Annotated in this window: 27 protein-coding genes; 22 read left to right on the top strand and 5 right to left on the bottom strand. The window is 35.2% G+C overall.

The window, feature by feature from the left end; genetic code table 11:
* The first annotated feature begins 8 nt into the window (after positions 1–8).
* The 14 genes from rseP to mrdA all read left to right on the top strand — a co-directional run bounded on the left by rseP (position 9) and on the right by mrdA (position 15,121).
* Complete coding sequence (gene rseP, locus IPN41_02685) at positions 9–1,142, top strand: RIP metalloprotease RseP (protein ID QQS60013.1); 1,134 nt, start codon at positions 9–11, stop codon at positions 1,140–1,142.
* 11 nt (positions 1,143–1,153) lie between these two features.
* Positions 1,154–1,492, top strand: a complete 339-nt coding sequence (gene raiA / locus IPN41_02680; protein ID QQS60012.1) for a ribosome-associated translation inhibitor RaiA — start codon at positions 1,154–1,156, stop codon at positions 1,490–1,492.
* A gap of 121 nt (positions 1,493–1,613) precedes the next feature.
* Positions 1,614–4,403, top strand: coding sequence for a preprotein translocase subunit SecA (gene secA / locus IPN41_02675; GenBank protein QQS60011.1), 2,790 nt, complete (start codon positions 1,614–1,616; stop codon positions 4,401–4,403).
* Positions 4,404–4,451: 48 nt separating this feature from the next.
* Positions 4,452–4,715, top strand: a complete 264-nt coding sequence (locus IPN41_02670; GenBank protein ID QQS60010.1) for a DUF3850 domain-containing protein — start codon at positions 4,452–4,454, stop codon at positions 4,713–4,715.
* A 100-nt stretch (positions 4,716–4,815) separates the two neighbouring features.
* Positions 4,816–5,304, top strand: coding sequence for an adenylyltransferase/cytidyltransferase family protein (locus IPN41_02665; GenBank protein QQS60009.1), 489 nt, complete (start codon positions 4,816–4,818; stop codon positions 5,302–5,304).
* A complete protein-coding gene (locus IPN41_02660; protein QQS60008.1) occupies positions 5,301–5,852 on the top strand; it encodes a nucleoside monophosphate kinase in 552 nt (183 codons plus the stop codon). The genes IPN41_02665 and IPN41_02660 overlap by 4 nt, the downstream gene beginning before the upstream one ends.
* A 75-nt stretch (positions 5,853–5,927) precedes the next feature.
* On the top strand, positions 5,928–6,365 hold the full coding sequence (locus tag IPN41_02655; protein QQS60007.1) for an N-acetylmuramoyl-L-alanine amidase: 438 nt from the start codon (positions 5,928–5,930) through the stop codon (positions 6,363–6,365).
* 79 nt (positions 6,366–6,444) lie between these two features.
* Positions 6,445–8,466 carry a protein translocase subunit SecD gene (gene secD, locus IPN41_02650; protein ID QQS60006.1) on the top strand — a complete coding sequence of 674 codons (2,022 nt, stop codon included), beginning with the start codon at positions 6,445–6,447 and terminating at the stop codon, positions 8,464–8,466.
* 8 nt (positions 8,467–8,474) lie between these two features.
* A complete protein-coding gene (gene secF / locus IPN41_02645; protein ID QQS60005.1) occupies positions 8,475–9,389 on the top strand; it encodes a protein translocase subunit SecF in 915 nt (304 codons plus the stop codon).
* A 101-nt stretch (positions 9,390–9,490) separates the two neighbouring features.
* Entirely contained in the window at positions 9,491–10,741 is a 1,251-nt protein-coding gene (locus tag IPN41_02640; protein ID QQS60004.1) for a prolyl-tRNA synthetase, read from the top strand.
* A 24-nt stretch (positions 10,742–10,765) separates the two neighbouring features.
* Positions 10,766–11,809 (top strand): rod shape-determining protein, encoded by a 1,044-nt coding sequence (locus IPN41_02635; GenBank protein QQS60003.1) that lies wholly within the window; start codon positions 10,766–10,768, stop codon positions 11,807–11,809.
* Between the two features lie 9 nt (positions 11,810–11,818).
* Positions 11,819–12,625 carry a rod shape-determining protein MreC gene (locus IPN41_02630; GenBank protein ID QQS60002.1) on the top strand — a complete coding sequence of 269 codons (807 nt, stop codon included), beginning with the start codon at positions 11,819–11,821 and terminating at the stop codon, positions 12,623–12,625.
* Positions 12,626–12,629: 4 nt separating this feature from the next.
* The gene (locus IPN41_02625) at positions 12,630–13,157 is read left to right on the top strand and encodes a hypothetical protein (GenBank protein QQS60001.1); all 528 of its coding nucleotides are present in this window, start codon (positions 12,630–12,632) and stop codon (positions 13,155–13,157) included.
* The gene (mrdA, locus tag IPN41_02620; GenBank protein QQS60000.1) at positions 13,154–15,121 is read left to right on the top strand and encodes a penicillin-binding protein 2; all 1,968 of its coding nucleotides are present in this window, start codon (positions 13,154–13,156) and stop codon (positions 15,119–15,121) included. Before IPN41_02625 ends, mrdA begins: the two co-directional genes overlap by 4 nt.
* 48 nt (positions 15,122–15,169) lie before the next feature.
* Here the strand turns inward: mrdA and IPN41_02615 are convergent, their stop codons facing one another.
* Positions 15,170–15,733 (bottom strand): hypothetical protein, encoded by a 564-nt coding sequence (locus IPN41_02615; protein ID QQS59999.1) that lies wholly within the window; start codon positions 15,731–15,733, stop codon positions 15,170–15,172.
* Between the two features lie 169 nt (positions 15,734–15,902).
* Here IPN41_02615 and IPN41_02610 point away from each other — a divergent pair, with 169 nt between their 5' ends.
* The 8 genes from IPN41_02610 (at position 15,903) to miaA (ending at position 22,086) form a co-directional block, all read left to right on the top strand.
* Entirely contained in the window at positions 15,903–16,211 is a 309-nt protein-coding gene (locus tag IPN41_02610; GenBank protein ID QQS59998.1) for a hypothetical protein, read from the top strand.
* Entirely contained in the window at positions 16,181–16,582 is a 402-nt protein-coding gene (locus IPN41_02605; protein QQS60803.1) for a hypothetical protein, read from the top strand. Before IPN41_02610 ends, IPN41_02605 begins: the two co-directional genes overlap by 31 nt.
* A 122-nt stretch (positions 16,583–16,704) precedes the next feature.
* Positions 16,705–17,106 (top strand): nucleotide exchange factor GrpE, encoded by a 402-nt coding sequence (locus IPN41_02600; protein ID QQS60802.1) that lies wholly within the window; start codon positions 16,705–16,707, stop codon positions 17,104–17,106.
* Between the two features lie 38 nt (positions 17,107–17,144).
* Positions 17,145–17,567 (top strand): Hsp20/alpha crystallin family protein, encoded by a 423-nt coding sequence (locus IPN41_02595; GenBank protein ID QQS59997.1) that lies wholly within the window; start codon positions 17,145–17,147, stop codon positions 17,565–17,567.
* A 131-nt stretch (positions 17,568–17,698) separates the two neighbouring features.
* Positions 17,699–19,621, top strand: coding sequence for a molecular chaperone DnaK (gene dnaK, locus IPN41_02590; GenBank protein ID QQS59996.1), 1,923 nt, complete (start codon positions 17,699–17,701; stop codon positions 19,619–19,621).
* A 21-nt stretch (positions 19,622–19,642) separates the two neighbouring features.
* A complete protein-coding gene (locus tag IPN41_02585; GenBank protein QQS59995.1) occupies positions 19,643–19,927 on the top strand; it encodes a DUF3467 domain-containing protein in 285 nt (94 codons plus the stop codon).
* A 26-nt stretch (positions 19,928–19,953) separates the two neighbouring features.
* Positions 19,954–21,033 (top strand): molecular chaperone DnaJ, encoded by a 1,080-nt coding sequence (dnaJ, locus tag IPN41_02580; GenBank protein ID QQS59994.1) that lies wholly within the window; start codon positions 19,954–19,956, stop codon positions 21,031–21,033.
* A gap of 69 nt (positions 21,034–21,102) precedes the next feature.
* Complete coding sequence (gene miaA, locus IPN41_02575) at positions 21,103–22,086, top strand: tRNA (adenosine(37)-N6)-dimethylallyltransferase MiaA (protein ID QQS59993.1); 984 nt, start codon at positions 21,103–21,105, stop codon at positions 22,084–22,086.
* Here the strand turns inward: miaA and IPN41_02570 are convergent.
* From IPN41_02570 to IPN41_02555, 4 genes are all read right to left on the bottom strand, one after another.
* Positions 21,973–22,950, bottom strand: coding sequence for a hydroxyacid dehydrogenase (locus IPN41_02570; protein ID QQS59992.1), 978 nt, complete (start codon positions 22,948–22,950; stop codon positions 21,973–21,975). The genes miaA and IPN41_02570 overlap by 114 nt on opposite strands.
* A gap of 97 nt (positions 22,951–23,047) precedes the next feature.
* On the bottom strand, positions 23,048–23,227 hold the full coding sequence (locus IPN41_02565) for a hypothetical protein (GenBank protein ID QQS59991.1): 180 nt from the start codon (positions 23,225–23,227) through the stop codon (positions 23,048–23,050).
* 107 nt (positions 23,228–23,334) lie between these two features.
* Positions 23,335–24,837, bottom strand: coding sequence for an Asp-tRNA(Asn)/Glu-tRNA(Gln) amidotransferase subunit GatB (gatB, locus tag IPN41_02560; GenBank protein QQS59990.1), 1,503 nt, complete (start codon positions 24,835–24,837; stop codon positions 23,335–23,337).
* Positions 24,838–24,940: 103 nt separating this feature from the next.
* Positions 24,941–25,612, bottom strand: coding sequence for a thymidylate kinase (locus tag IPN41_02555; GenBank protein QQS59989.1), 672 nt, complete (start codon positions 25,610–25,612; stop codon positions 24,941–24,943).

The following is a 25,612-nucleotide window of genomic DNA, read 5'->3' as shown; positions in this document are numbered from 1 at the left end:
AGTAAACTATGTTAGTAACTATTATTTCATTCATTCTAATTTTAAGTGTTCTAGTCTTTGTTCATGAGCTAGGACATTTTTTGGCAGCCAGAAGATTTGGGGCCAAAGCTGATGAATTTGGTCTTGGCTTCCCACCACGAATAGTTGGCTGGTATAAAAGCTCTTCTGGTAAATGGAAGACTGTTTTTGGGAATACTGAAGTAACTGACGCCATAGACACGGTATACACTATAAATAGTATCCCTTTGGGTGGTTTTGTAAAAATTAAAGGTGAAGACGGAGAAGGCAAATCTGATAGTAGCAGTTTTGCAAATAAGCCAATTTGGCAACGTAGTATTATATTATCCGCCGGAGTCGTTATGAATGTCATATTAGCAGCCATTATTATCTCATTTAACCTACTAATCGGTGCAGTTCAGCCAATTGAAGGTGTGCCACTTGACGGTGCGATTGTTAGGGACAGACATATTGCAGTTAATTCAGTTACAGGTGACTCACCAGCTGCAAAAGCCGGAGTACAACCAGGTGATAGAATTATTTCCGTAGATAATAATGAAATTAGTAGCACAGATTTCCTTCAAAATTATGTTGGTGAAAAGACTGGCCAAGTTGTAACTTATACCTTTGCTAGAGATACAGAAACTATTACCAAAGAAATTACTCCTGTTACCATAAAAGAAACCAGCCGAGGAGGTATAGGTATTACTATTTCAGAAAATGCTTTTGTTCGTTTTCCTTGGCATTTAGCTATTTATGAAGGAGTAAAAACCACAGGATTTTATCTTTGGTTAATTATCACAGGCTTCGTTGACCTTCTAACAAAATTAGTAACTGGTGGGGGAGTAAGCGCTGATATTGCAGGACCGGTTGGCATAGCTGTTCTTACCGGACAAGTTGCTGAGATGGGATTCCAGTATTTATTACAATTTGCCGCCTTGCTATCATTAAATTTGGCAGTTATAAATATTTTACCTTTTCCTGCTCTAGATGGTGGTCGAATTTTATTCTTAATTATAGAAAAAATAAAAGGACGACCGGCAAAACAAGAAACCGAAGCTTTGATTCACAATATTGGTTTTATGTTATTAATAGGTCTGATTATTTTAGTGACCTTTAAGGATATCAAAAATTTATTTAATTAATTTCTAATTCTATGAAGCCACAAATTAGAGCTACTAACTTAGAAATAACTCCAGCAATTCAATCGTATATTGAGAAAAAGATGGAAATGGTTGAGAAGTTTTTAGGAAAAACAAAAGTAATTAATTGCGATTTTGAGATTGAACTAACAACTAAACATCATAATAAAGGTGAGATTTTTCGAGCAGAAGTTAATTTAACAATTCCTGGAGAAGTTTTGTGGGCCGATTGCACTGCAGACGACTTATACAAGGCTATAGATAAAGTAAAGGATCACATTAGCGATTTAATTAAGAAGCATAAGGACAAAAGGTTAGCTAAACGCAGAATTACAACCAAAAAGGCGTCTTAATTAATTGTTACTATAAATTGTCTAATATTTGTATATTTAAGGGAATAATTGATTTATTTCCTATTTTAGGCTAAGATTGTATAACTATTTAATCTAGATAGAAGTCAATTTAACTATATTTATGAGTATTTTTAGAAGATTATTTGGTGATCCAAATGAAAAAGAAGTTAAGGCTTATAAACCGATTGTTGTAAAAATCAATAGTCTTGAAGAGCAGTTTTCTGCTTTAAGTGACGAAGCATTACGAGAACTAACAAATACCTTTCGGAAAAAACTAGGGGTTTCATTCAACGAACAAAATTTACCCGAGCAATCATTAAGTCTTGAAGAGCAGAATGAAATTCTTGAAGAAATATTGCCGGAAGCTTTTGCTGCTGTTCGTGAAGCAGCTAGAAGAGTGAGTGGACAAAGACACTATGATGTTCAGCTAATTGGAGGCATGATTTTACATAAAGGCCAAATTGCTGAAATGAAAACTGGAGAAGGAAAAACTTTAGTTGCAACACTACCTTTATATTTAAACGCGCTTACAGGACGTGGAGTTCATCTTGTAACAGTCAACGATTATTTATCCCGTGTCGGTGCGGGTTGGATGGCCCCTGTGTATGCAGCTCTTGGTCTTTCAACTGGAGTTATTATTCATGATGAAGCAGTGGTATATGACCCAGAACATATTGATGACAGGCAATTTGATGAACGACTTCAACATTTTCGGTCAGTAAAACGTAATGAGGCTTATCAATGTGATATTCTATATGGCACAAATAATGAATTTGGCTTTGATTATTTACGAGACAACATGGTTCAAAAAGCTGAAGAACGAGTTCAACGTGATTTAAATTATGCCATTGTTGATGAAGTAGACTCAATTTTAATTGACGAAGCCAGAACACCTTTAATTATTAGTGCCCCAGCCGAAGAATCAACAGATCGATATTACACTTTTGCTCAATTAGTAGAACGACTTAATGAAAATGAAGATTATAACGTTGACGAAAAGCTTCGTGTCTCAACCTTAACCGAAGCCGGAATTGAGAAAATGGAAGATTGGCTAGATATTAAAAATATTTATACAGAAGGTGGGATCAAAGAAGTTCACCATATTGAACAAGCCTTAAAAGCTCGAGTTTTATTTAAACGCGATCGTGATTATGTTGTTCGCGAAGGAGAAGTTATTATTGTTGATGAGTTTACTGGTCGATTAATGTTTGGTCGTCGGTATAGCGAAGGGTTGCATCAGGCTATTGAAGCTAAAGAAGGAGTAAAAATTCAACGCGAAAGCCGAACCTTGGCCACTATTACCTTTCAAAATTATTTCCGTATGTTTAAGAAATTGTCCGGTATGACCGGAACGGCTCTTACCGAAGCTGAAGAATTTTTTAAGATCTATAAATTAGAAACTGTCTCGGTCCCAACTAATAAAGCAACCGTTCGTAAAGATGAGAATGACTTAATTTATGCAACGGAGGAAGGAAAATATCAAGCTGTTATTCAAGAAATAAAAGAACGACATAGTAATGGTCAGCCAGTTCTAGTTGGTACGATTTCTATTCAGAAAAATGAGCATTTAGCTGAACTATTAGACCGAGAAGGTATAACCCCTAATGTTTTAAACGCTAAACAACACGAAAAAGAAGCTTCAATTATTTCTCAAGCTGGTAAACCAGGTGCTGTGACAATTGCTACAAACATGGCTGGTCGTGGTGTGGACATTATCCTAGGCGGAACACCTTTTGATCAAGCATCGTATGATGCAGTGGTAGCTGCTGGAGGTTTGCATGTTATTGGTACAGAGCGACATGAAGCACGACGTATTGATAATCAGTTACGAGGTCGGGCCGGTCGTCAGGGTGATCCTGGATCAAGTCGATTTTTTGTTTCTATGGAAGATGACTTGATGCGTATTTTCGGCGGGGATCGTATGAAAAGAATGATGCAATCATTGAAACTTCCTGAAAGCACTCCAATAGAAAATAAAATTATCTCACGTTCAATTGAATCAGCTCAAAAACGAGTTGAAGGCAATAACTTTGATACCAGAAAACATTTAGTTGATTATGATGACGTTATTAATCGTCATAGAATGGCAATGTATACACGTCGAGCTGAAGTCTTGCGCTTGGCAGATTTGCCAGAGTCTGATGAAGCTGAAAAAACTTTAAAAGATATCATTTTAGGAATGGTTGAACATGAAATTGAACAAATTATTTCCATTCATACCGAGGCTGATAATTCTAAGGATTGGAGTTTGAAAGAAATCAGAGAAGCCATTGCGACAATATTTCCAATTGAGAATAATTTTGAAGAAGTACTTGGGCAATTGACAAGTGATGCTTCAAAACTTGATAAAATTAATTTAAAAACGGAGATTATTGAACATTTATCAAAGTTAGCTCATGAGACCTACGACAAAATGACAAAACTGGCTACTGAAGCAGGCTTTAACTGGCCAGAAGTTGAGCGTTCAGTTTTATTACGCTCAATGGATATGTTGTGGATGGATCACTTGGAAACAATGGACTATATGCGTCGAGGTATTGGTTTGCGAGGTTATGGTCAGCGTGATCCGTTAGTTGAGTATAAAAAAGAAGCTTACACACTATTTAACGAATTAAACAGTATGATTGAGAAGCAAGTTGTTTATTCAATCTATAAGATTGGTGGTTTGCAGGAATTTATGATGCCGACAATTAATACCCAAAATATTCAATTAACCGCCCCAGCCAAAGAAATGAGTGATGAAGGCTCACTTTCAGTTACGACTCCTGTTTATATTGAAAGAAAAGCTAAAGATAGTGAGGGAAATACAATTGGACGTAATGACCCTTGCCCTTGTGGTAGTGGGAAGAAGTATAAGAAATGTGGGTTATTAAATACTGTTGAGCATCAGGAGTTGATAGGGAAGAAGTAATACTTTCTCCTGTCATCCCCGCGAAAGCGGGGATCTAGGTAAAATTTTATGAACCGTATCAGAAAGAAAATTGTTAAGGGATATTATGAAGACTTGCTGTCTGGAAAGAAAAAGTTTGATTTGCGACTTAATAACTTCACAATTAAAGAAGGGGACATGCTAGAATTAGTAGAGATAGACGAGAATAAACAGTTAACAGGCCGAAAACTTCAGAAAAAAGTAACTTACGTAAAGAAGTTTAAACTCGACAAACTTTTTTGGCCAGTTGAGGAGATAGAGAAGAAAGGATTTCAGATAATTTCTTTGGAGTAATTTACTATTGTCATCCTGGTCCCTGCCTACGCAGGGATAAACTCCGGCGGAGACCTTGTGATTAATCAGATCACCGCCTTCGCGGGGATGACAGAATTATATGAAAAAACCCTCCCTAAAAAACCAGAGGAAAATCATCGTAGCTATTAGTGGTGGCTTTGACCCCATCCATATTGGCCATATTCGTCTTATTAACGAGGCTAAGGCACTTGGGGATGAATTAGTAGTCATAATGAACAATGATCACTGGCTACGCGCTAAAAAGGGCTATATATTCATGCCTCAAAAAGAGCGCAAAGAGTTACTAATGGCCTTATCAGCCGTTGATAAAGTTATATATACTTCACATAAAAAAAATACTACATATAGCAATCCACTTGAACGAAGTGTTGTCAAAGAACTTGCTAAACTTAAACCCGATATTTTCGCTAATGGCGGAGATCGTTTTTTGGATGAAATTCCTGAAAATAAATTGTGCAAAAAATTAGGGATTAAAATGGTGTTTAATATTGGCAAAGGTGGTAAAATTCAATCAAGCTCTGTTTTAGTCGGCAAAGCTGCTAAAAAAACTTTAAGCAAATATAAATGATTATTATTGGATTAACCGGACATCCTTCCTCGGGTAAAGATACAGCCGCTGAATTTATCGCTAGTAAGGGCTTTGCTCATATTTCTTGTGGAGATTTACTCCGGGAAGAAATGAAAAAAAGAAATCTTTCCATTGATCGACCTTCAATTCGAAAGTTTGCTGCTGAAGAAAGGAAAAAACGCGGTGCCTTTTATCCAGTTGATATAGCTTGTGAGCAAGTGAAAGGGAATACTGTGATAACTGGTTTTAGAAACGTGGCAGAAGCAGATTATACTAAAAATTTTTTTAAAGACAATTTTACACTTGTTGCGCTAGAAGCTCCGTTACATTCCCGATATGAACGAACAATTAGTCGTAATCGCGTTGGGGATAATATTTCGTTTGAAGAATTTCAAGAGCAAGAAGAAGCTGAAAGGAATAATGATCCTGAATCACATGAAGTAGATAATGTTATAGCCAAAGCAAATTATATTATTGAAAACTCTGGCATCCGTGCTGAATTATATCGAAAACTTGATTCACTACTTGAAAAGATAAAAAAAGATTAGTCATTTAATTTTGAGATTTTATTTTTTTATTTGATAGTTTTGGATTTAAAATTTAGTCATTTTGTATTTAGCTTTATGATTAAGCCATCCAGTATAATGATTCATCACACTGCTGTCTCAATTAACAAAAATCCTGATCAGTTTAAAGCAACTAATCTCTATCATCAGAAAAAGTGGGGTGTAAAAAGTAGTAAAGGATTTTATAATGGCTATCATTACGAAATTGCCACTAATGGAAAAATAAGACAAGCTCGGCAAGATGGAGAAATCTCAGTAGCTTGTTGGCAAAAAAGAATGAACGATGGGCGTTGTCTTCATATTTGCCTTGACGGAAATTTTGATCAAGAAAAACCAAAAGCTGAGCAAATGTATGCCCTTCGTGATTTATTACGAAAATTAGCCAAAAAATATAAAATTGAATCAAACTATATATTCTTTCATCGTGATTTTGCCCATAAATCTTGCCCAGGAATAAATCTAAATATATTATTTATCCAATCCCTTCTGAAATAGACTAAGTTTTTCCACATTTTTAGCCTTGCTTTTTATAGTCCTTACTGTATAATACCCAAATATCCTTAAATTTCCCTCTATGCCTGAAAGTCGCTTTTCTAAATTACTTCGTGTGACAAGCAAAGGCCGTGTCTGGCGGAGCTTTGTTTTTATATTAATAATTATAATTGCCGGTTCTTTAGTAGTTTTTGGTAACTATTATAATCAAGCAATTGACGCCTACAAGATCCCTTTACCAAAAGTAAAAGAGATTCCTTTTAGACTTGGTCTTGATTTACTAGGTGGATCCCAGCTTACATATGATGCTGATGTTTCAGGAGTTCCGGCTGGAGAACAGGGGAATGCAGTTGAAGGCGCCCGTGATGTCATTGAAAAAAGAGTTAACGTCTTTGGTGTTAGTGAGCCTCATGTTGAAGTTAACCGAACAGCTGATAATAAATATCGAATTCTAGTTGAATTAGCAGGTATCAAAGATATTGGAGAAGCCATTAAAAAAATTGGTGAAACACCATTACTAGAATTTAAAGAACAAAATACAGCCAGACGAGCTCTTACTACGGAAGAAGAGAATAGCTTAAAAGTTTTTAATGAATCAGCCAAAAAGAAAGCTGATGAAGTATTACAAAAAGTTAAAAGTAATGGCGATTTTTCTGCCTTAGCAAAAGAATATAGCGATGACACAACCAGTAAAGACAACGGAGGTAATGTGGAGTGGGTTTCAAAACGAGATAGTGAGGAGATCGCTAGTGTTGCCTCAAAAATTGCTATTGGGCAAGTTGGTTCAACCTATATTCAGACAGATCGTGGCTTTGAAATAATAAAAGTTAATGACCAACGAATTAAAGAAGTTAAAGCTTCTCATTTACTACTTTGCTATAAAGGCTCAGAAGGATGTTCCAGTGAAATGAGTAAAGAAGATGCTTATAAAAAAATTAAGGAAATAAAAGAACAAGCAACACCAAAAAATTTCGCTGATTTAGTTAAACAACATTCCACTGATGCGTCTAATAAGGAACGTGGCGGTGATCTTGGTTGGTTTGGTAAAGATATAATGGCTAAACCATTTGAAGAAGTTGCTTTTGGTCAAAAAATTGACACTATTTCTTTTGTTGTTGAAACAAAGTTTGGCTATCATTTAATTCATAAAACCGATGAAAATCCTGAATACAATATCAGCCATATTTTGATTGCTACACAATCAATTGATGATATTCTTGGACCTGAATCTGATTGGAAAAATACTGAGTTAACAGGAAAAAACCTCAAGCGGGCAACTGTTCAGTTTAATCCTCAAGATAATTCTCCGGAAGTAAGTCTAGAGTTTGATGAAGCTGGATCAAAGATGTTTGAAGAAATTACTGAACGAAATGTTGGTAAACCAGTGGCCATTTTTCTTGATAATTACCCAATTAGCACACCTAACGTTAATGAAAAAATTACTGGAGGACAAGCCGTAATTTCTGGTAGTTTCACTGTTACAGAAGCCCGGGATTTAGCAAAGCGACTTAATGCTGGAGCTTTACCGGTTCCAATTACTCTAGTTAATCAGCAAACAGTTGGGGCAAGTTTGGGTCAACAGTCAGTTAGAGACAGCTTATATGCAGGTATGATTGGTTTAATTTTGGTCGCCATCTTTATGTTAATCTACTATAGATTTCTTGGTTTTCTATCTATTATTGCTCTGGCTGCCTATGGAATATTATCATTAGCCATTTTTAAGTTGTGGCCTGTAACTTTAACCTTATCAGGAATTGCTGGATTTATTCTGTCTATCGGTATGGCGGTTGATGCTAACATTTTGATTTTTGAACGTCTCAAGGAAGAATTAAGAGCCGGAAAATCATTATCAACGGCTATAAGTGAAGGCTTCTCAAGAGCTTGGCCATCAATCAGAGATAGTAATTTCACTACATTGTTAACTACATTTGTATTGATTGAATTTTCTACCAGTGTAATTAAAGGTTTTGCCGTTACTTTGATGCTTGGTGTTTTGCTTTCAATGTTTAGCGCAATTACCATAACCAGAACTCTTTTACGATTGTTTAGCGAGCAGTGGTTTGAGAAACACCGATGGTTAATTGGCTATAAGAAAAATCAATAGACAATATTATGTATAATATTATTTCAAAAAGTAAAATTTGGCTCTCTATTTCCGGTCTCTTAATAGCCACCTCAATAGTCGCATTATCAATGTGGGGCTTACGACTTGGCATTGATTTTACTGGAGGAAGTTTATTAGAAATTCAATATAATACTGATCGCCCATCAGTAACCATAATTGAGGAAGCACTACAAAGTAATAATCTAAAAAGTTTAACCGTCCAACCTGTTAATGAGAAGGGAATGATTTTACGTTTTCAAGATACTAGTGAAGAAACTCACCAGGCTGTCTTAACAAAATTACGAGAACTATCACCTATATCAGAGAATAACCAAGTAAACTTTGAAGAATTGCGTTTTGAGTCTGTAGGACCATCAATTGGTCAAGAATTACAACAAAAGGCCATCTACGCCACCTTATTAGTATTATTATCTATTAGTTTGTATATTGCTTGGGCCTTTAGAAAAGTTTCTCGTCCTGTTACTTCATGGAAATATGGCATGGCAACGATTATTTCATTATTTCATGATGTTATAATTGTTCTTGGCTTTTTTGCTTACCTTGGACATTTTCACGGGGTTGAAATTAATACAAGCTTTATTGCAGCTGTCTTAACTGTGCTTGGTTTTTCAGTTCACGATACAATTGTTGTTTTTGACCGATTACGAGAAAACTTACCACGTTCTAATGACGACTTTGCTGGAACAGTAAATACCAGTGTTAACCAAACTCTTCGTCGTTCTATAAACACTTCAGTAACAGTATTATTAGTTTTGCTTTCAACCACTGTTCTTGGTGGCTCGTCAATCCATTATTTTTCTTTGGCTTTATTGATTGGAATTTTCTTTGGGACTTATAGCTCAATTTTCCTAGCCTCTCCGTTATTGGTTATTTGGCAGCAAATGAAACAACGTCAATCATAATATTCTTATTTCTGAATAAAACAGCCTATTTATTATAAAAAATGGGCTGTTTTTATTTTGACAAAGAGCTATATTTCCGGTATACTTCCAGAACAAATTATATGCGTCAATCTCAATTATTTACCAAAACAATCAAAGAAACGCCAAAGGACGAAACTTCTTTGAATGCTCAACTTTTACTCAAAGCTGGATTTGTATACAAAGAAATGGCGGGGGTCTATGGTTTTCTTCCTTTAGGCCTTAGAGTAATAAAAAAGATTGAGAATGTTATTAGAACAGAAATGAATAAGGTTGGTGGTCAGGAAATTACCTTATCTTCACTGCAAAACAAAGAAACATGGGAACCAACCAATCAATGGGATGATGCAGAAGTTGATATTTGGTTTAAAACAAAATTAAAAAATGACACTGAACTAGGCTTAGCCTTTACGCACGAAGCAGCCATCACTAAAATGATGAAAAATTATATTTTATCATATCGTGATGTGCCAAAATTACTTTATCAATTTCAAACAAAGTTCCGAAATGAAGTTCGTGCCAAAAGTGGTATTATGCGAACGAGAGAATTTGTAATGAAAGATATGTACTCTTTTTCTCGAAATATTTCCGAACATGAAAGCTTATATGAAAAAATCAAACAAGCTTATACTGAAATATTTAATCAATTGGGACTTGGTGACATAACCTATATCACAACAGCCTCAGGAGGCGTTTTTTCAAAATTCTCACACGAATTTCAGGTGGTTACTGACGCCGGTGAAGACACAATCTATATACACAAAGAAAAAAAACTAGCTATTAATAAAGAAGTTTTCTCAAAAGATATACTTTCAGAATTAGAATTATCAGAAACAGACCTTGTTGAGTCAAAAGCCTCTGAGGTTGGGAATATATTTAATCTTGGTACTCGTTTTTCCGATGCTCTAGACTTAACCTATCTTGATGAACAAGGAGATTCTCAAAAAGTAATAATGGGTTCATACGGAATTGGTCCAGCTCGCGTTATGGGCACAATTGTTGAGACTCTTTCAGATGATCGAGGAATTGTTTGGCCAGAAAATATTGCCCCCTATACAATTCACTTACTCGCACTTGGTAATAATGAAGAGGTTATAGCGGCTGCTCAATCAGCCTATACAAAATTGCTAGAAAAAAATATTGAAGTTTTGTTTGATGACAGATCCGAAATTAGTAATGGTGAAAAGTTTAAGGATGCTGACTTAATTGGTTGTCCATTTAGAGTTGTTGTTAGTGAGAAATCATTAGCAGCCGGTGGCTTGGAAATTAAGGGTCGAAAAGAAGAAAAAAGTGAGGTCTTAGCTTTTGATAATTTACTTGCAAGATTTTTGTAGTTTTTTATTTTAAAATGTATATACATGTTTAATAAATTTTTTGGAAAATTTAGTAAAGACTTGGGAATTGATTTGGGCACAGCAAATACCCTTGTCTACACTCCAGACAAGGGTATTTTAATTAATGAGCCATCAATTGTGGCCGTTAATATCCGAACTGAAGAAATTTTAGCTGTTGGTGAAGAAGCTAAAAAAATGCTTGGTAAAACACCGGCTCACATTCAGGTTATAAAACCCTTAGTTGATGGAGTTATTTCTGACTTTGAAGTTACTGAAAAAATGTTAAAATATTTTATTGATAAAGCTCACAATGAACAGTTTAGTCTTTCACCACGTCCCCGAGTTGTAATTGGAATACCACTAGATATTACTGAAGTAGAAAAAAAAGCCGTTGAAGATGCTGCCAAATCAGCTGGGGCTAGGCAAGTATATTTGGTTGAAGAACCAATGGCAGCAGCTATTGGAGCACGCCTACCAGTCACCGAAGCCAGTGCCACTATGGTAGTTGATATTGGCGGAGGAACCACTGAAATTGCTGTTATATCGCTTGGTGGAGCTGTTAGTTGGAAAAATCTACGTCTGGCTGGAAATTTTTTAAACTATGAGATTATTCAATATATTCGTGAAGAATTTAATCTATTAATTGGCGAGCAATTAGCTGAAGAAATAAAAATTCGTATAGGCTCTGCCACACCATTAAAAGAATCACTAGACATGATGGTTCGCGGTCGTGATTTAATGAACGGTTTACCAAAAGAAATGAAAATTACTGACAGCCAAGTTCGTGAAGCAATGAGTAGAACTATTCATCAAGTTATTGATAATATAAAATTAATTTTAGAAACCACACCTCCTGAATTAGTGGCCGATATTTATGAATATGGAATTATTTTAACCGGTGGGGGAGCCCTCTTACGTGGCCTAGATCAAGAAATTGCTCAAGCTACAAAAATTTCCGTTCGGGCAGCCGATGACCCTTTAACGTGTGTAGTCCGTGGTACAGGTATTTTATTAGCTGATTCAGTTTTGTTAGAAAAAGTTGTTGCTCCAGGAACAAGAGAATTGTAAAGCCAATTTATGCAACAAAAAAAATCCCTGCTTACGTTTATCGCTATGGCAGTAATTGCTATTTTTTTAGTAATAGGACAGCAAATTAATATTTTAAAACCAATTAATGAAGGAATGAGTCAACTTCTTTCTCCATTTGTCCGTTTAACGTATTGGTTTGGAGATATATTTTCTACTAGTTCAGATAGTGAAAAAAACTTAGATCAATTACAAAATGAAGTATCAAGACTTACTACTGAAAATAATACATTAATTGTTGAAAACGCACGAGTAGCAGAAATTGAGCAAGAAAATATTACCCTACGAAAATTCCTTGATTTTTTTAATGCAAGTCCTCGATTATATGTTATCTCTAACGTTATTGCTCGCGGATTACCAAATAGTTTTAGCCAACAGCAGAGTATAACCCTTGATCATGGGAGCCTTGATGGTATTACTATTGGAATGCCAATAGTTGATAATGAAGGCGTATTACTTGGAAAAATAACAGAAACAAAAGACCATATTTCCCAAGGATGCTTACTTTTTGATAATTCTTGCCGAATAGCTGTGGCTATTCAGGGTCAGCCAGAAACTATTGGCGTAATTCAAAGTGATTTATCACTTACACTAAAGATTGATTTTATCCCCCATAGCCAGCAAATTTCAGAAAATCAAATTGTAGTTACCTCTGGTTTAGAAGAGGGGATGCCGGCTGGACTAGTTATTGGTCGAATTAACCAAGTAATCAAAGATGGTAATGAACTCTGGCAGCATGCTTTGGTTAAACCAATTAGTAATTTTACTAATATTAAAATAGTAACCGTAATAAAATAATATTGTGTATATAAAAGTTATCAGTCACTTAATTTTAATAATTATTATTGCACTGATTGATATTGCCTTTATGAGTCGCTTACCTTTAGGCTTACATCGGGTGCATCTTTTCCCTATTATGTTATTATTTGTTTTTTTACTTGGTAATATTCGTTATTCAGCATGGTGGGTAATTGGTGGTAGCTATTTTTTGGAACTTTTTTCCTTTGGAGTTTATGGCCTACATTTCTTAGGTTTAGGTCTAGCTCTTGCGGCTATATATATTTTATTTGAACAAGTAATGACAAACCGTTCTTTATATTCCATTGCTTTTGTTTCTGGAGTTTCTGTACTGTTATATAACTCAAGTCTTTTTCTTGAAGTGTATATTGGTATTCAACAACGAAGTATTTCTTGGCCAACTTTTTTTACTGAACAAGGCGTAACTATTTTGTATAGTATTGCTATAGCCACAGTACTTTTCTATTTGATTAATGCAGCTACAAAACGACTTCGACCGGTTTTTCTAGCACAAAGAGGTTACAAAATATGATGATTCAGAGAAAAAATAAAAGAAAAAATACTAACCCCTTTGTTATTCAAGAGGGGAGACTTAAATATGGTGATTTTGCCGGTCGTTTTAAACGAGGTTGGATTGAGGATGCTTTTACGCCAACTGGTGAAGGCCAAGAAACAGTTGCCAATCATTTTAATACAACATTTTTAGTATTCTTAAAATGGTGTCTTGCTTGTTTAATAATTTTACTTGGCACTCGTTTACTCTGGCTTCAAATTGCTAAAGGTGAGTATTATCGAGATATGGCTAATGGAAATCGCTTACGATTAGAGAGGTTAGAAGCTAGTCGAGGGACTATTTATGATTCTAACGAGAAGCCACTTGTTCATAATATAGCTAATTTTCTTTTATATTGTATTCCAGCCGATTTACCAAAAGATATCACTGAAAGAAAAAATCTTTTTGAAAAATTAGCCAATCTAACAGGTCAATTTAATTCAGAAGAAGTTATTAAATCTATTGAAAGCATCAAACCATCACAACTCGAGTATTATCAACCAATATTTTTAGCCGATAATATTTCTTATGAAGCAGCTATAAAGACCTATCTGGAATCTCTTTCTTCACCTGGAGTCATTTTATCAAGCAAAAGTCGACGTGAATATCAAACACCTAGTTTATCTTTTTCACATATACTTGGGTATACGGGAAAAATTAGTGAAAAGGAATTAAAAAAAGATAGTAAGGACTATACACAAATTGATTATATTGGAAAAAGTGGTTTAGAAAAAACTTGGGAAAAAGAATTAAGAGGCAAGCCTGGTGTTAAGCAAATTGAAGTAACTGCTTTGGGTAAAGAAAAAAGTGTGGTTAGTGAATTAACTTCAATTCCAGGTAATGACTTAATACTTTCAATTGACGCTAACATCCAAAAGAAATTAGAGGAAATTTTAAGTGATAATTTAAAAAAGCTGAACCGCCAAAAAGGAGTTGGAATTATTATGAATCCGCAAAATGGCGAAATTATAGCCTTAGTAAGCTTGCCTACTTTTGATGTTAATGTTTTTGCTCGTGGTATTACCATTGAGGAATATCAATCCTTGGAGCAATCAATAGATAAACCATTGTTTAATCGAGCCGTAAGTGGTGAATATCCATCTGGATCAACAATTAAGCCTATAATCGCCGCCGCTGCCCTTCAAGAAAAAATTATTAGCTCTGATACCTCATTTTTGAGTACAGGGGGTCTTCAAGTCGGTCAATGGTCATTCCCAGATTGGAAAGCCGGCGGACACGGTGTCAGTAATGTTCGTAAAGCCATTGCTGAATCAGTTAATACCTTTTTTTACTATATTGGTGGAGGGCATAATGATTTTCAAGGTCTTGGAATTGATAAAATGGTAGTATACTTAAAAAAGTTTTTATTAGGTCAGACTCTGGGAATTGATTTGCCAAACGAAGCTTCGGGATTTGTTCCAACAAAGGCCTGGAAAGAAGAAGTTAAAAAAGAAAAATGGTATATTGGTGATACGTATCATGTGGCAATTGGTCAGGGGGATTTAATCACAACTCCACTGCAAGTATCAGCCTATACATCGTATTTTGCAAATGGATCTACACTGTTTCAGCCTCATCTAGTCAAAGAAGTTAGATCACCAGACGGTCACTTGGTAACACATATTTCACCAAAACCACTGGCTGAAAATATTGTATCTCCTGAAGTTGTTAGGATTGTGAGAGAGGGCATGAAAGAAACAACTATATCAGGTAGTGCCCGTAGTTTGAGTGTCTTACCAGTTTCATCAGCTGGAAAAACTGGAACTGCCCAGTGGTCTTCAAAAAAAGATCCACACGCTTGGTTTACTGGCTTTGCTCCTTTTGAAAACCCAGAACTTGTTATTACGATTTTAGTTGAAGAGGGCAAAGAGGGAAGTGTGGCTGCCACACCAGTTGCAAGAGAATTTTTACAATGGTATTTTGGAGAATATAAAAAGAAATAATTTTTTTGTATTAAAAATGCCCGCTGTAGATTAGCAGCGGGCAGTGTATTAGAAAAACTTTGGCACTATTATATACTTTTTTGGATCATATATAATAGAAGCATCTTTAATATTTGTATCTTCGCTTACTCTAATATACTCTTGATACTTTCCAATTTTTCTACCATAATACCCTGGAACTAATAGATAAATTCTTCCGAAGGATTTTAGTCCTGTCCAGAAAAAATATCCATTATTTTTTTTACGATCAATATTCAATTTTCCAGTTCCAATTAATCTCTGAAAACCGGTTAATTGATTTTTTACAACTTCATGACCGCTACGACTTTCTTCCCATTCGTATAAAGACAGTAAAGCATTTAATTTATATTTTATATTTCTTTTTAAATACATAATGTCCTCTTGAACAAAATATTCTACCGGTCTATCGGGATTCCCCGTTATTTTGTAATGATAACCAACCTTAGTTAAGACTCTTAGAATTTGGAAGTCTAAGGTTTTTGAATTTTCCGGTACAATTTGTTTTTGCTCCTTTGTATCTTTGTCAGCTATGTTATATATTTTAAATTTCCATAATTCTTGATTAAAAGAAAAAGGGAAATTTTTTAGCATAACCAAGCATCAACGGTTTTTCAAATGTCATGATCAATTTATTTAGTTTTTAATGAAAATTTTTGCTTTGGTGTTTGTGTGTAGTATTATAACCTAGACTCTTATAATCTACCAAATTAGCACTCTTGACACCTGACTGCTAATTTTGCTAAAATTATTATATAATACTATGGATGAAAGAAAAAGGCTAATATTAGATATAATAATTCAAGAACATATTGCTACTGGTCAGCCAGTTGCTTCAAATATTGTTGTTGAAAAGTATCAAATTGACTGCAGTCCGGCCACAGTTAGAAACGAAATGGCTGAACTTGAAAATGATGGCTGGATAATTCAACCATATACATCAGCCGGTCGTATTCCAACTGAGCAAGCCTATAACCTGTATATTGAAACAATGAAGACCCATGCTTTGTCAAAAAAGAAGAGGCTCTTTTTGAATCAAATATTAAAGAAGAAAATGATGCCAAACAAATAGCCAAACAACTTGCTCACCAGTCAAATTTAGCAGTTATCTGGGCTTTTCATAAAAATCACGTCTATTACACCGGCGTTTCTAATCTTTTACAACAGCCTGAATTTAATCACTCTTCTTTGGTTTATGACATTTCTCTAATTATTGATCGAGTAGATGAAATTATTGGCGATATATTTGAATCTGTAGATTTCACTCCACAAATTCTAATTGGTCAACAAAGTCCCTTTGGGTCTTTTTCTGGAACTATTATTAGCCGATTTCACGGAAAAAAAAGTGTCGGGCTTATTGGTTTAATTGGACCAATGAGGATGGACTATGCCCAAAATTTATCTAGATTAAATTATATTTTAAAACAAATTGATATTAAATAAAAAATATGTCCGATGAAATAGAACAACAAAATACTGATGAAGTAACTCGTGATGAGTCAACTACTGACATAGAGTCGCTAAAGGCTCAAGCAGATGAGCTAGAGCATAAATATAAATAAGCGCTGGCTGATTATCAGAATTTACTACGTCAAACAACCAAAGAGCGACGTGATGCCATTTTGTATGCTAATGAAGCTTTGATTCTTGATCTCTTGCCAGTCTATGATAATTTAAAACTTTCTCTTAAACATTCTGGTGGCGAGGGCAATGAATCATGGTTAACTGGCTTGCAACACGTCATTCAGCAGTTTAGAAAAGTCCTTGAAGAAGCAGGCGTAAAGGAAATTCAAACAGAAAGAGAAAAATTTGATCCAGCTACAATGGAAGCAGTTGAGAATAGAGAAACTACTGAAAAAAAACTAGATCATACTGTAGCTGAGGAATTAAAAGCTGGCTATACGCTAAATAATAAAGTTATAGCACCTGCTCGAGTAGCAGTATTTACAATTAATAAAGGTTCTTAATAAACCTTATAACTTTTTTAACATTTAACTAAAAATATATGTCACTAATAAAATGGACACCATTCTTTGATTCATTTGATGAGGTTGAAAAGAGTTTTGGAAGTTTACTGCCAACAGTCAACCGTAATCAAAACTTTATGCCCGCCATTGATATGTATGAAGATAAGGATAATGTCATTGTAGAAACTGAGCTAGCCGGCATTGACCCAAATAAAGTAGATATCTCCATAGAAAACAATGTGTTATCTCTCAAGGGTGAAGGAGAAAAACAAAGTGAAATTGATGAAAAAAATTATTACCGTAAAGAAATTCATCGAGGCAGTTTCTATCGCAGTATTCCATTACCAACTCATGTTCAAGGAAATCTTGCTAAAGCAGTTGCTGAGTCAGGAGTGTTAAAAATTATTATCCCAAAAGCACCAGAAGCTTTACCAAATAAAATTAAAATTGAAACTAAGTGACACGAAATGAAACGAAGTGACATCCCCGACTTGGTCGGGAATCTCGTGACACCTGGTATCCCCGCTCTCTGTCCTTATCAGGGTCTCGAATACTAGTATCTAAATAACTAACCTATAATAACTTTAAATTTATGCCAAAAATATTAGGAATTGACTTAGGAACCACTAACAGTGCCATGGCAATCATGGAAGGTGGGCAACCAAAAATTATTGAGAACATTGAAGGAAACCGAACAACACCTTCTATTGTCGCTATTTCAAAAAATGGTGAACGACTCGTTGGTTTAACTGCCAAACGTCAAGCTGTTACTAACCCAGAAAATACCGTTTTTGCAGTTAAGCGTTTAATTGGTCGTCGTTTTGATGATGCTGAAGTACAGCGTGATCAAAAAAACATGCCGTATAAAATTGTGCAAGCTGGCGAAGGTGTAAAAGTTAAACTTCAAGACAAAGAATTCTCCCCTCAAGAAATTTCAGCCATGATTTTATCAAAACTAAAAGCTGATGCTGAAGCAAAGCTTGGAGAAAAAATTACCGAAGCAATTATCACAGTTCCAGCCTATTTTGATGACTCACAACGACAAGCAACAAAAGACGCCGGGAAAATTGCCGGTTTAGATGTTAAGCGTATTATTAATGAACCAACTGCAGCCGCGCTTGCCTATGGATTTGATAAAAAGAAAGGACAAAAAATTGCTGTCTATGACTTAGGTGGTGGAACCTTTGATGTTTCCGTTCTAGAGATTTCTGAAGATACAGTTGAAGTAAAAGCAACTAATGGTGATACTCACTTAGGCGGTGAAGATTTTGACCAACGAATTATTACTTGGATCATTGATGAGTTTAGAAAAGATCAAGGTATTGATTTATCAAAAGACACTCTTGCCTTACAACGTATTAAAGAAGCAGCTGAAAAAGCCAAGATTGAACTTTCAACAGCTGCTGAAACAGAAATTAATCAACCATTTATTTCCACAGATTCAAGTGGACCAAAGCACCTGGTTATGAAAATGACTCGGGCTCAACTTGAATCATTGGTAGCAGATTTAGTAGATAAAACTATTGAACCATGTAAAAAAGCCTTAGCTGATGCGGGGATGACCATTAATGATATTCAAGAAATTGTAATGGTTGGTGGTATGACTCGTATGCCTCTTGTCTTAGCAAAGGTCAAAGAATTTTTTGGCAAAGAACCAAACTTAAGCGTTAACCCTGATGAAGTAGTAGCTTTAGGTGCTGCTGTTCAAGCTGGAGTTATGCAAGGTGATATTCGTGATGTCTTATTGCTTGATGTCACACCGTTATCATTAGGCATTGAAACAATGGGTGGAGTAGCAACTCCCTTAATTGAGAGAAATACAACTATTCCAACCTCAAAGTCTCAAATTTTCTCAACGGCTGCTGACAGTCAAACAAGTGTTGAAATTCACGTTGTCCAAGGTGACCGTCCAATGGCCGGGGATAATAAAAGTTTAGGTAGATTTATTTTAGATGGTATTCCACCAGCTCCACGCGGTATTCCACAAATTGAAGTTTCTTTTGACATTGATGCCAACGGTATTTTAAATGTTAAAGCCACTGACAAAGCTTCAGGTAAAGCGCAGCATATTACTATCACCGCCTCCTCTGGTCTTTCTAAAGAAGAGATTGAAAAGATGAAGAAAGAAGCAGAATTACATGCTGATGAAGATAATAAAAAGAAAGAACAAGCGGAAATGAAAAACCAAGTTGATGCTGTTGTTTTCCAAACTGATAAACTCTTAAAAGAATCCGGAGATAAAATGAAAGCTGAAGATAAAACTGAATTAGAAACTAAGTTAAAAGCCTTAACTGATATCAAGGATAGTGACCGTTATGATGATATGAAAAAGGCTATGGAAGAATTAAACACTGTGGCTCAACGTATTGGTGCAGCCATGTATCAAGCAGCACAAACACCTCCACCAGGCTCTGAACAAGCCCAAGGTGCAACTAGTGAGCAACCTCAAGCTGAGGCCGGAACAGAGGAAAATAAAGAAGCTCCTGTTGAAGGTGAATTTGAAGAAAAGAAATAGTTTTATTAACTAATTATTCTTATGTCTAACGAAAATAAGCAAGAAATCCAAATCAATGATACGATTCAAGGCGGTGAGTATGCTAATATCGCTTGGATTAATCATAATGAAGAAGAGTTCCATTTAATTTTTGGAAACATTGCTGGTGCTTCTGGAAAGATTGTTTCAAAAATCATGACAACCCCTGGTCACTTTAAAAGAATGATTGCGGCCATGACAGATAATTTAAAGAAATATGAAGAGAAGTTTGGACCAATAAAACAGGCCGAACAAAATGAAAAAGAAATTGGCTTTAAGGGTCAATAAAATAACTTTTCTCAGATTACATATTCATGTCCAAAGATTACTATAAAATTCTTGGTGTTAATAAAACTGCCACTGAAGAAGAAATAAAAAAAGCTTTTCGTAAAGAAGCTCATAAACATCATCCTGACAAGTCAGGCGGTGATGAGGCGAAGTTTAAAGAATTAAATGAAGCTTATCAAGTTCTCGGAAACAAAGAACGACGAGCTCGGTATGACCAGTTTGGTTCAGGTTTTGAGTCAGGACAAGCTGGTGGACAACAAGCCAACTGGGGTGGTTTTAATGGCGGAGGAGGTTTTAATATTAATATGGATGACCTTGGTGACCTTTTTGGTGGCTTTGGTGATATCTTTGGTTTTGGTGGACAACGGTCACAAGGACATAGAAAATCTAGAGGTGGAGATATTGAAGTCCGCTTAGAAATTGATTTCAAAGAAGCTATTTTTGGGTCTGAGAAATTAATTCGTTTAAATAAATCAGTTGTCTGTTCTGTGTGTCAAGGCAATGGAGCCGAACCTGGATCAAAAATTGAAAACTGTTCAACCTGTCATGGATCTGGCTCTGTTAATCAAGTTCAAAGAACTATTTTTGGACAAATGCAAGTGCAGACTGTTTGTCCAACTTGTCAGGGTGAAGGAAAAAAGATTACTAAAACGTGTCATAAATGTTCAGGAAACGGTGCAACCATAGAAACAACAGAACTTAAAATTAAAATACCCGCAGGCATTGATACAGGTGAATCAATTCGTTTAACTGGTCAAGGTGAAGCTGGACATAAAGGAGCTCAAGCAGGGGATCTATATATTCATATTGCAGTCACCCCTGACAAACGCTTTAAACGAATGGGCACAACTATTTTTTCTCAAGCACATATAACATTTCCTCAAGCAGCCCTTGGAACAAATATTGATGTGATAACAGTTGATGGTGAAGTTAGTTTAAAAATTCCTTCCGGAACCCAGTCAGGTAAAATTTTTATGCTACGCAATAAAGGAGTACCAAGTTTGCGTGGTAAAGATCGTGGTGATCATCAGGTTGAGGTGATTGTTGATACGCCTGCTCATTTAAGTCGAAAGCAAAGACAGTTATTAGAGGAATTTGACAAATAATTTTATGTAAAAAAGTCTTTCAGAAATGTAAGACTTTTTTATTTTCCATATATCCTCTATAATACTGTCATGAAAAACTTACCTAAACTAATAGTAATACTCGGTCCAACCTCTTCTGGAAAAACAAAATTGGCAGTTGAAGTTGCTCGTCTGTTTAATGGCGAGATAGTAAGTGCCGACTCAAGACAAGTCTATAAAGGCATGGATATCGGAACTGGAAAAGATCTAGACGAATATGGCAAAGGTAGTAAAGCTATACAATACCACTTAATTGACGTAGCAGAGCCAAGTAATCAGTTTAACCTTAAGCAATACCAATCTCTTGCCTATAGAGCCATAGACGGGATTATAAAGCGAAAAATAACCCCTATTTTAGTCGGTGGCAGTGGATTATATCTCCAGGCAGTGGTTGATGGCTATCAACTCTCAGATGCTAAACTAAATAATATACAAATCCACAAAACGTCAAAATTGTCACTTGAAGAAATATATAATCAAATAAAAAGACTTGACTCAAAATTTCTGGATAGATTAAATCAAAGTGAAAAAAATAACAAACAACGATTGCAAAGATATCTGGAAATTTTACAATCCAGTAATACGGCACATAATGACTTACACGGAATATCTAAACCTCGATATAACAGTTTAGTAATAGGTATTAATTATTCATTAGATACAATTCGCCAAAAAATAAAAAAACGACTAGATAGCCGCTTTAAACAGGGGATGATTGAGGAAGTTGAGGGGTTACACAATAAGGGATTGAGCTGGGAAAAGCTTGAAGCTTTTGGTTTAGAATATAAATACATTTCCCAGTATTTACAAAAAAAAATATCTCTGCAAGTTATGAAAGAAAAACTTGCAATTGCTTCAGGCCAATTTGCTAAACGTCAAATGACCTGGTTTCGACGTTGGGAAAAACAAGGCAGAGAGATATTATGGGTGAAAGGCAAGAATATTCTCAATCGTCGACTTAGTAATACGATCAACAGCTTCCTGACTGAAGAAAGCGATGTGCGGGGTAAAAATAACGTTATTACGCTTAAGTAACTTGTGATTTTTTATAATCATTCCAAGTGCTTTACGATGTTTAAGTCCATGAGAAAGTAGGTGATGTTCTTCAAGAATTAAGTTTTCTTCTTCCAGGACATCAAGCCCTACTTCAGAAATAATCTTATCATCAAGCGCTTTAATTAAAGCAGAGGTTTGAATCAATCCACCACGGGCAGTATTTATCAATAATGCTCCTTTTTTTATATATTTAATATTACTTAAATTTATTATATGTTCAGTTTCTTTGGAAAAGGGGAGATGAAGAGTAATAATGTCAGATTGTTGTAATAATTCTTTTAAGGAAACATACTTAAAATTAAGTTGCTTTGCCAAAGCTTTATTTCGATATCCATCATAGGCCACAACCTTCATTTCAAAACCCTTGGCAATACGAACAACATGACTACCAATTCTTCCTGTGCCAATCACACCAAGTGTTTTTTGACAAAGATCAAAACCTTTAAGTCCATCTATAGAAAAATTATTCTTCAGAGTACGTAGATACGATTGATGAATATTTCGGGATAAAGTTAAAATCAAAGCAAAGGTATGTTCAGCGACCGTATTTTCTCCATAGCTTGGTACATTCATTACTTTAATTGCTCTTTTTTCCAAAGTTTTTGTATCAAGATGATCAAAACCGGTAGATCTAGTCGCGACTAATTTCAAACTAGGCAATTGATCAATAATTTTTTTATCAAGTTTAGAGGTAATAAAACAAGAAATAATTTCAGTTTTCTGAAGTTTTTTTATATTTACTTTTTGAATTGGCTCTGTGAAGTAAGTAACCTTATGCTTTTTTAAAGCTTTAGAAAAAAGATTTTTCTCCCAAGGCTTTATGTCAAAAATAGATATATTCATATAAACTAACTATATCAATATTTCTATTATTGGGCAATAAAAAAGTGGAGAAAAAATTTCTCCACCACTTTAAATCAGTGTATATTTATACTTTTGTTTATTCTTCTTCTTTTTCCTCTTTGGGAGCTAGAATTTTTATTATAACTTCTAGCTTTTTTGAAATTAACAAAAACCCAAAAAGTAAAAAAGCAATAAAATGCCCGTCCTTAAAACCAGTAAATATTGTCAAAAAAGCAAAACCAACAAGTAACCATTTTAGTATTAATGTTAACCACATTTCTTACTCCTTTCATTTGATTTTTAAATATTAACAAAACTTATAAAATTATATCACATAACCAAAGAAATATCAAGTTCAGACAGAATATATAGATGCTTAACCAATTAAACCAAGGTTTTTTGAAGTAATCTCTTCACCGTCTCCGGATTAGCACTGCCTTTTGTCTTTGCCATAACTTGACCAACAAAAAACTGCAAAAGGGTTAATTTGCCTTTTTTATACTCTTCCACTAAAGAGGGATTCTCCTTCATAATCTGCTTAATAATCCCAACAATCTGCTCTTCATCATCAATCTGTTCCAAGCCAAGATTTCGCATAATTGCCTCAGGTTCATCTCCTTTAATAATCATAATGTCCAGAATAGCCTGTGCTGCACTAGAGTTAATTTTACCTTTATGAATTAAAAGAATAAACTCAGCAAAATTTTCAGCAGTAATTGATATTTCATTAAACTCAAGTTTTTTTTGTTTTATAAATTTAATAAAATCATTAGTTAGCCAGTTAGCAGTATTTTTTGCCAAAATTGTATTTTGTCTTTCCCAACTGTCTTTTGATGATATGATCCATGCATGAAGTTCTGATACCACAGCTTCAAAAAAAGCAGCAAGTTGTTTATCAATAACTAAAGTCAGTGCATCATATTCTGATAAATTATATTCAGCTTGAAAACGTTTGGCTTTTTGATCTGGTAATTCTGTTAAACTAGCTTTGATTGTTTTGATTTCGGCATCAGTAAAATGCAGAGGAGGTAAGTCTGGTTCGGGAAAATAACGATAGTCAGCCGAGGTTTCTTTAACTCGTTGTCCAACTGTTTGATTTTTTGTATCATCCCAACCACGAGTTTCCTGAAGTATTGTTTCATTATTATCCAACAAAGTAGATTGACGATTAATTTCAAACTCAATCGCTTTTTCTAATGACTTAAAAGAATTAATATTCTTGACTTCAACTTTAGAATTTAATGTATTTTTGTCAAGTGGCAGTATATGACCTTTGCTATACTTCCAGGCACCTTTTTTCTGTAGACTGATGTTCGCTTCGCAACGCATTTCACCTTTTTCCATATCAGCTCCAGAAATATCTAAGTAGCGCAGGATCTGTTGAAACTTTTGACAAAAGGCTTTAGCTGTCGCTGCATCGGGGATAACTGGTTCTGTTACCATCTCAACCAACGGTGTTCCAGCACGATTATAATCAACTAATGAATAATCAGTATTACCTGGGTGTGACAACTTACCTGTATCTTCTTCAAGATGAATACGGGTAATATCTATTGTATGATTATTAACATCTAAAGACCCACCTTCGCAGAGTGGCTGATCATACTGAGAAATCTGGTAACCTTTTGGCAGATCTGGATAAAAGTAGTTTTTTCGGTCAAATTTTGACTCCTTATTTATTGAGGCACCAAGGGCCAATCCAAGCAGAATCGTCCATTCTATGGCCTGTTTATTGGCTACAGGCAGTGTTCCTGGATGGCCAAGACAAATAGGACAAACAGTTGTATTTGGTTTGATGGATAGGGTATTATCGCAGGCACAAAACATCTTTGATTTTGTCTTCAAAGCGGTATGGATTTCGAGGCCAATTATAACGTCGTAGTTCATGGAGAAGGAGAATAAAATTTAATATTTCAAGCTAATTCTAACATACAATATAAAAAGAAAAAACCCAACTTACGCTGGGCTTTTGAGGGGAGTTATCTTACGTTCAGTTTAAAAGGGGAGCTATACGTTCCCAAAGTATTTTGTGAATTTGCTCAGTTGTCATTAATTTTCCATCCTGACAGCATTCAATCAAAACCATTTTTTCAAACAGTTCTGGAAGTTTGAGATAAGTCTGTTCAGCACGGAGCAAATGTTCATGATTATTCTCATGAATATCTTTTTTTTGCCCTCGTTTGCTAACAAGATTTTGACTTATTACTGTAGGAACATGGAGAATAAAATTTACATCAGGAACAGGGATCTTATTTTCTTCATACTCAAGCTTATAGAGCCATTGTAAATATGCATCTCTATCCGGGTCATTAGTAAATTTGCTTCCCTGATGACCCATATTGGCTGTCACATAGCGGTCAGAAATAACTATTATACCGTTGTTCAATGCATTTTGTATTTCCGGGGAATGAGCCAAACGATCATCGGCATAGTATCTAGAAACTGCGTATGGGTCTATCTTATTTGGGTCATTTCCCATTTCACCGGCCAAGTATAACTCAACACTTTTTGCTGAGGGTGTTCCATAACGGGGAAAACTTACCGACAGCACTGGGTAGCCTTCCTGTTCTAAACGTTTAACCAACAGTTCAGTTTGAGTTTTTTTACCAGAACCATCTGTTCCATCGATAACAAAAAATAAGCCCTTACTTTTGTTTTGCAT

The sequence above is a fragment of the Candidatus Falkowbacteria bacterium genome (assembly GCA_016699775.1).
GTDB lineage: Bacteria > Patescibacteriota > Patescibacteriia > Patescibacteriales > Patescibacteriaceae > Patescibacterium > Patescibacterium danicum.
The sequence above is the reverse complement of the archived record's forward strand: the minus strand, read 5'-3'. Positions and strand labels throughout refer to the sequence as shown.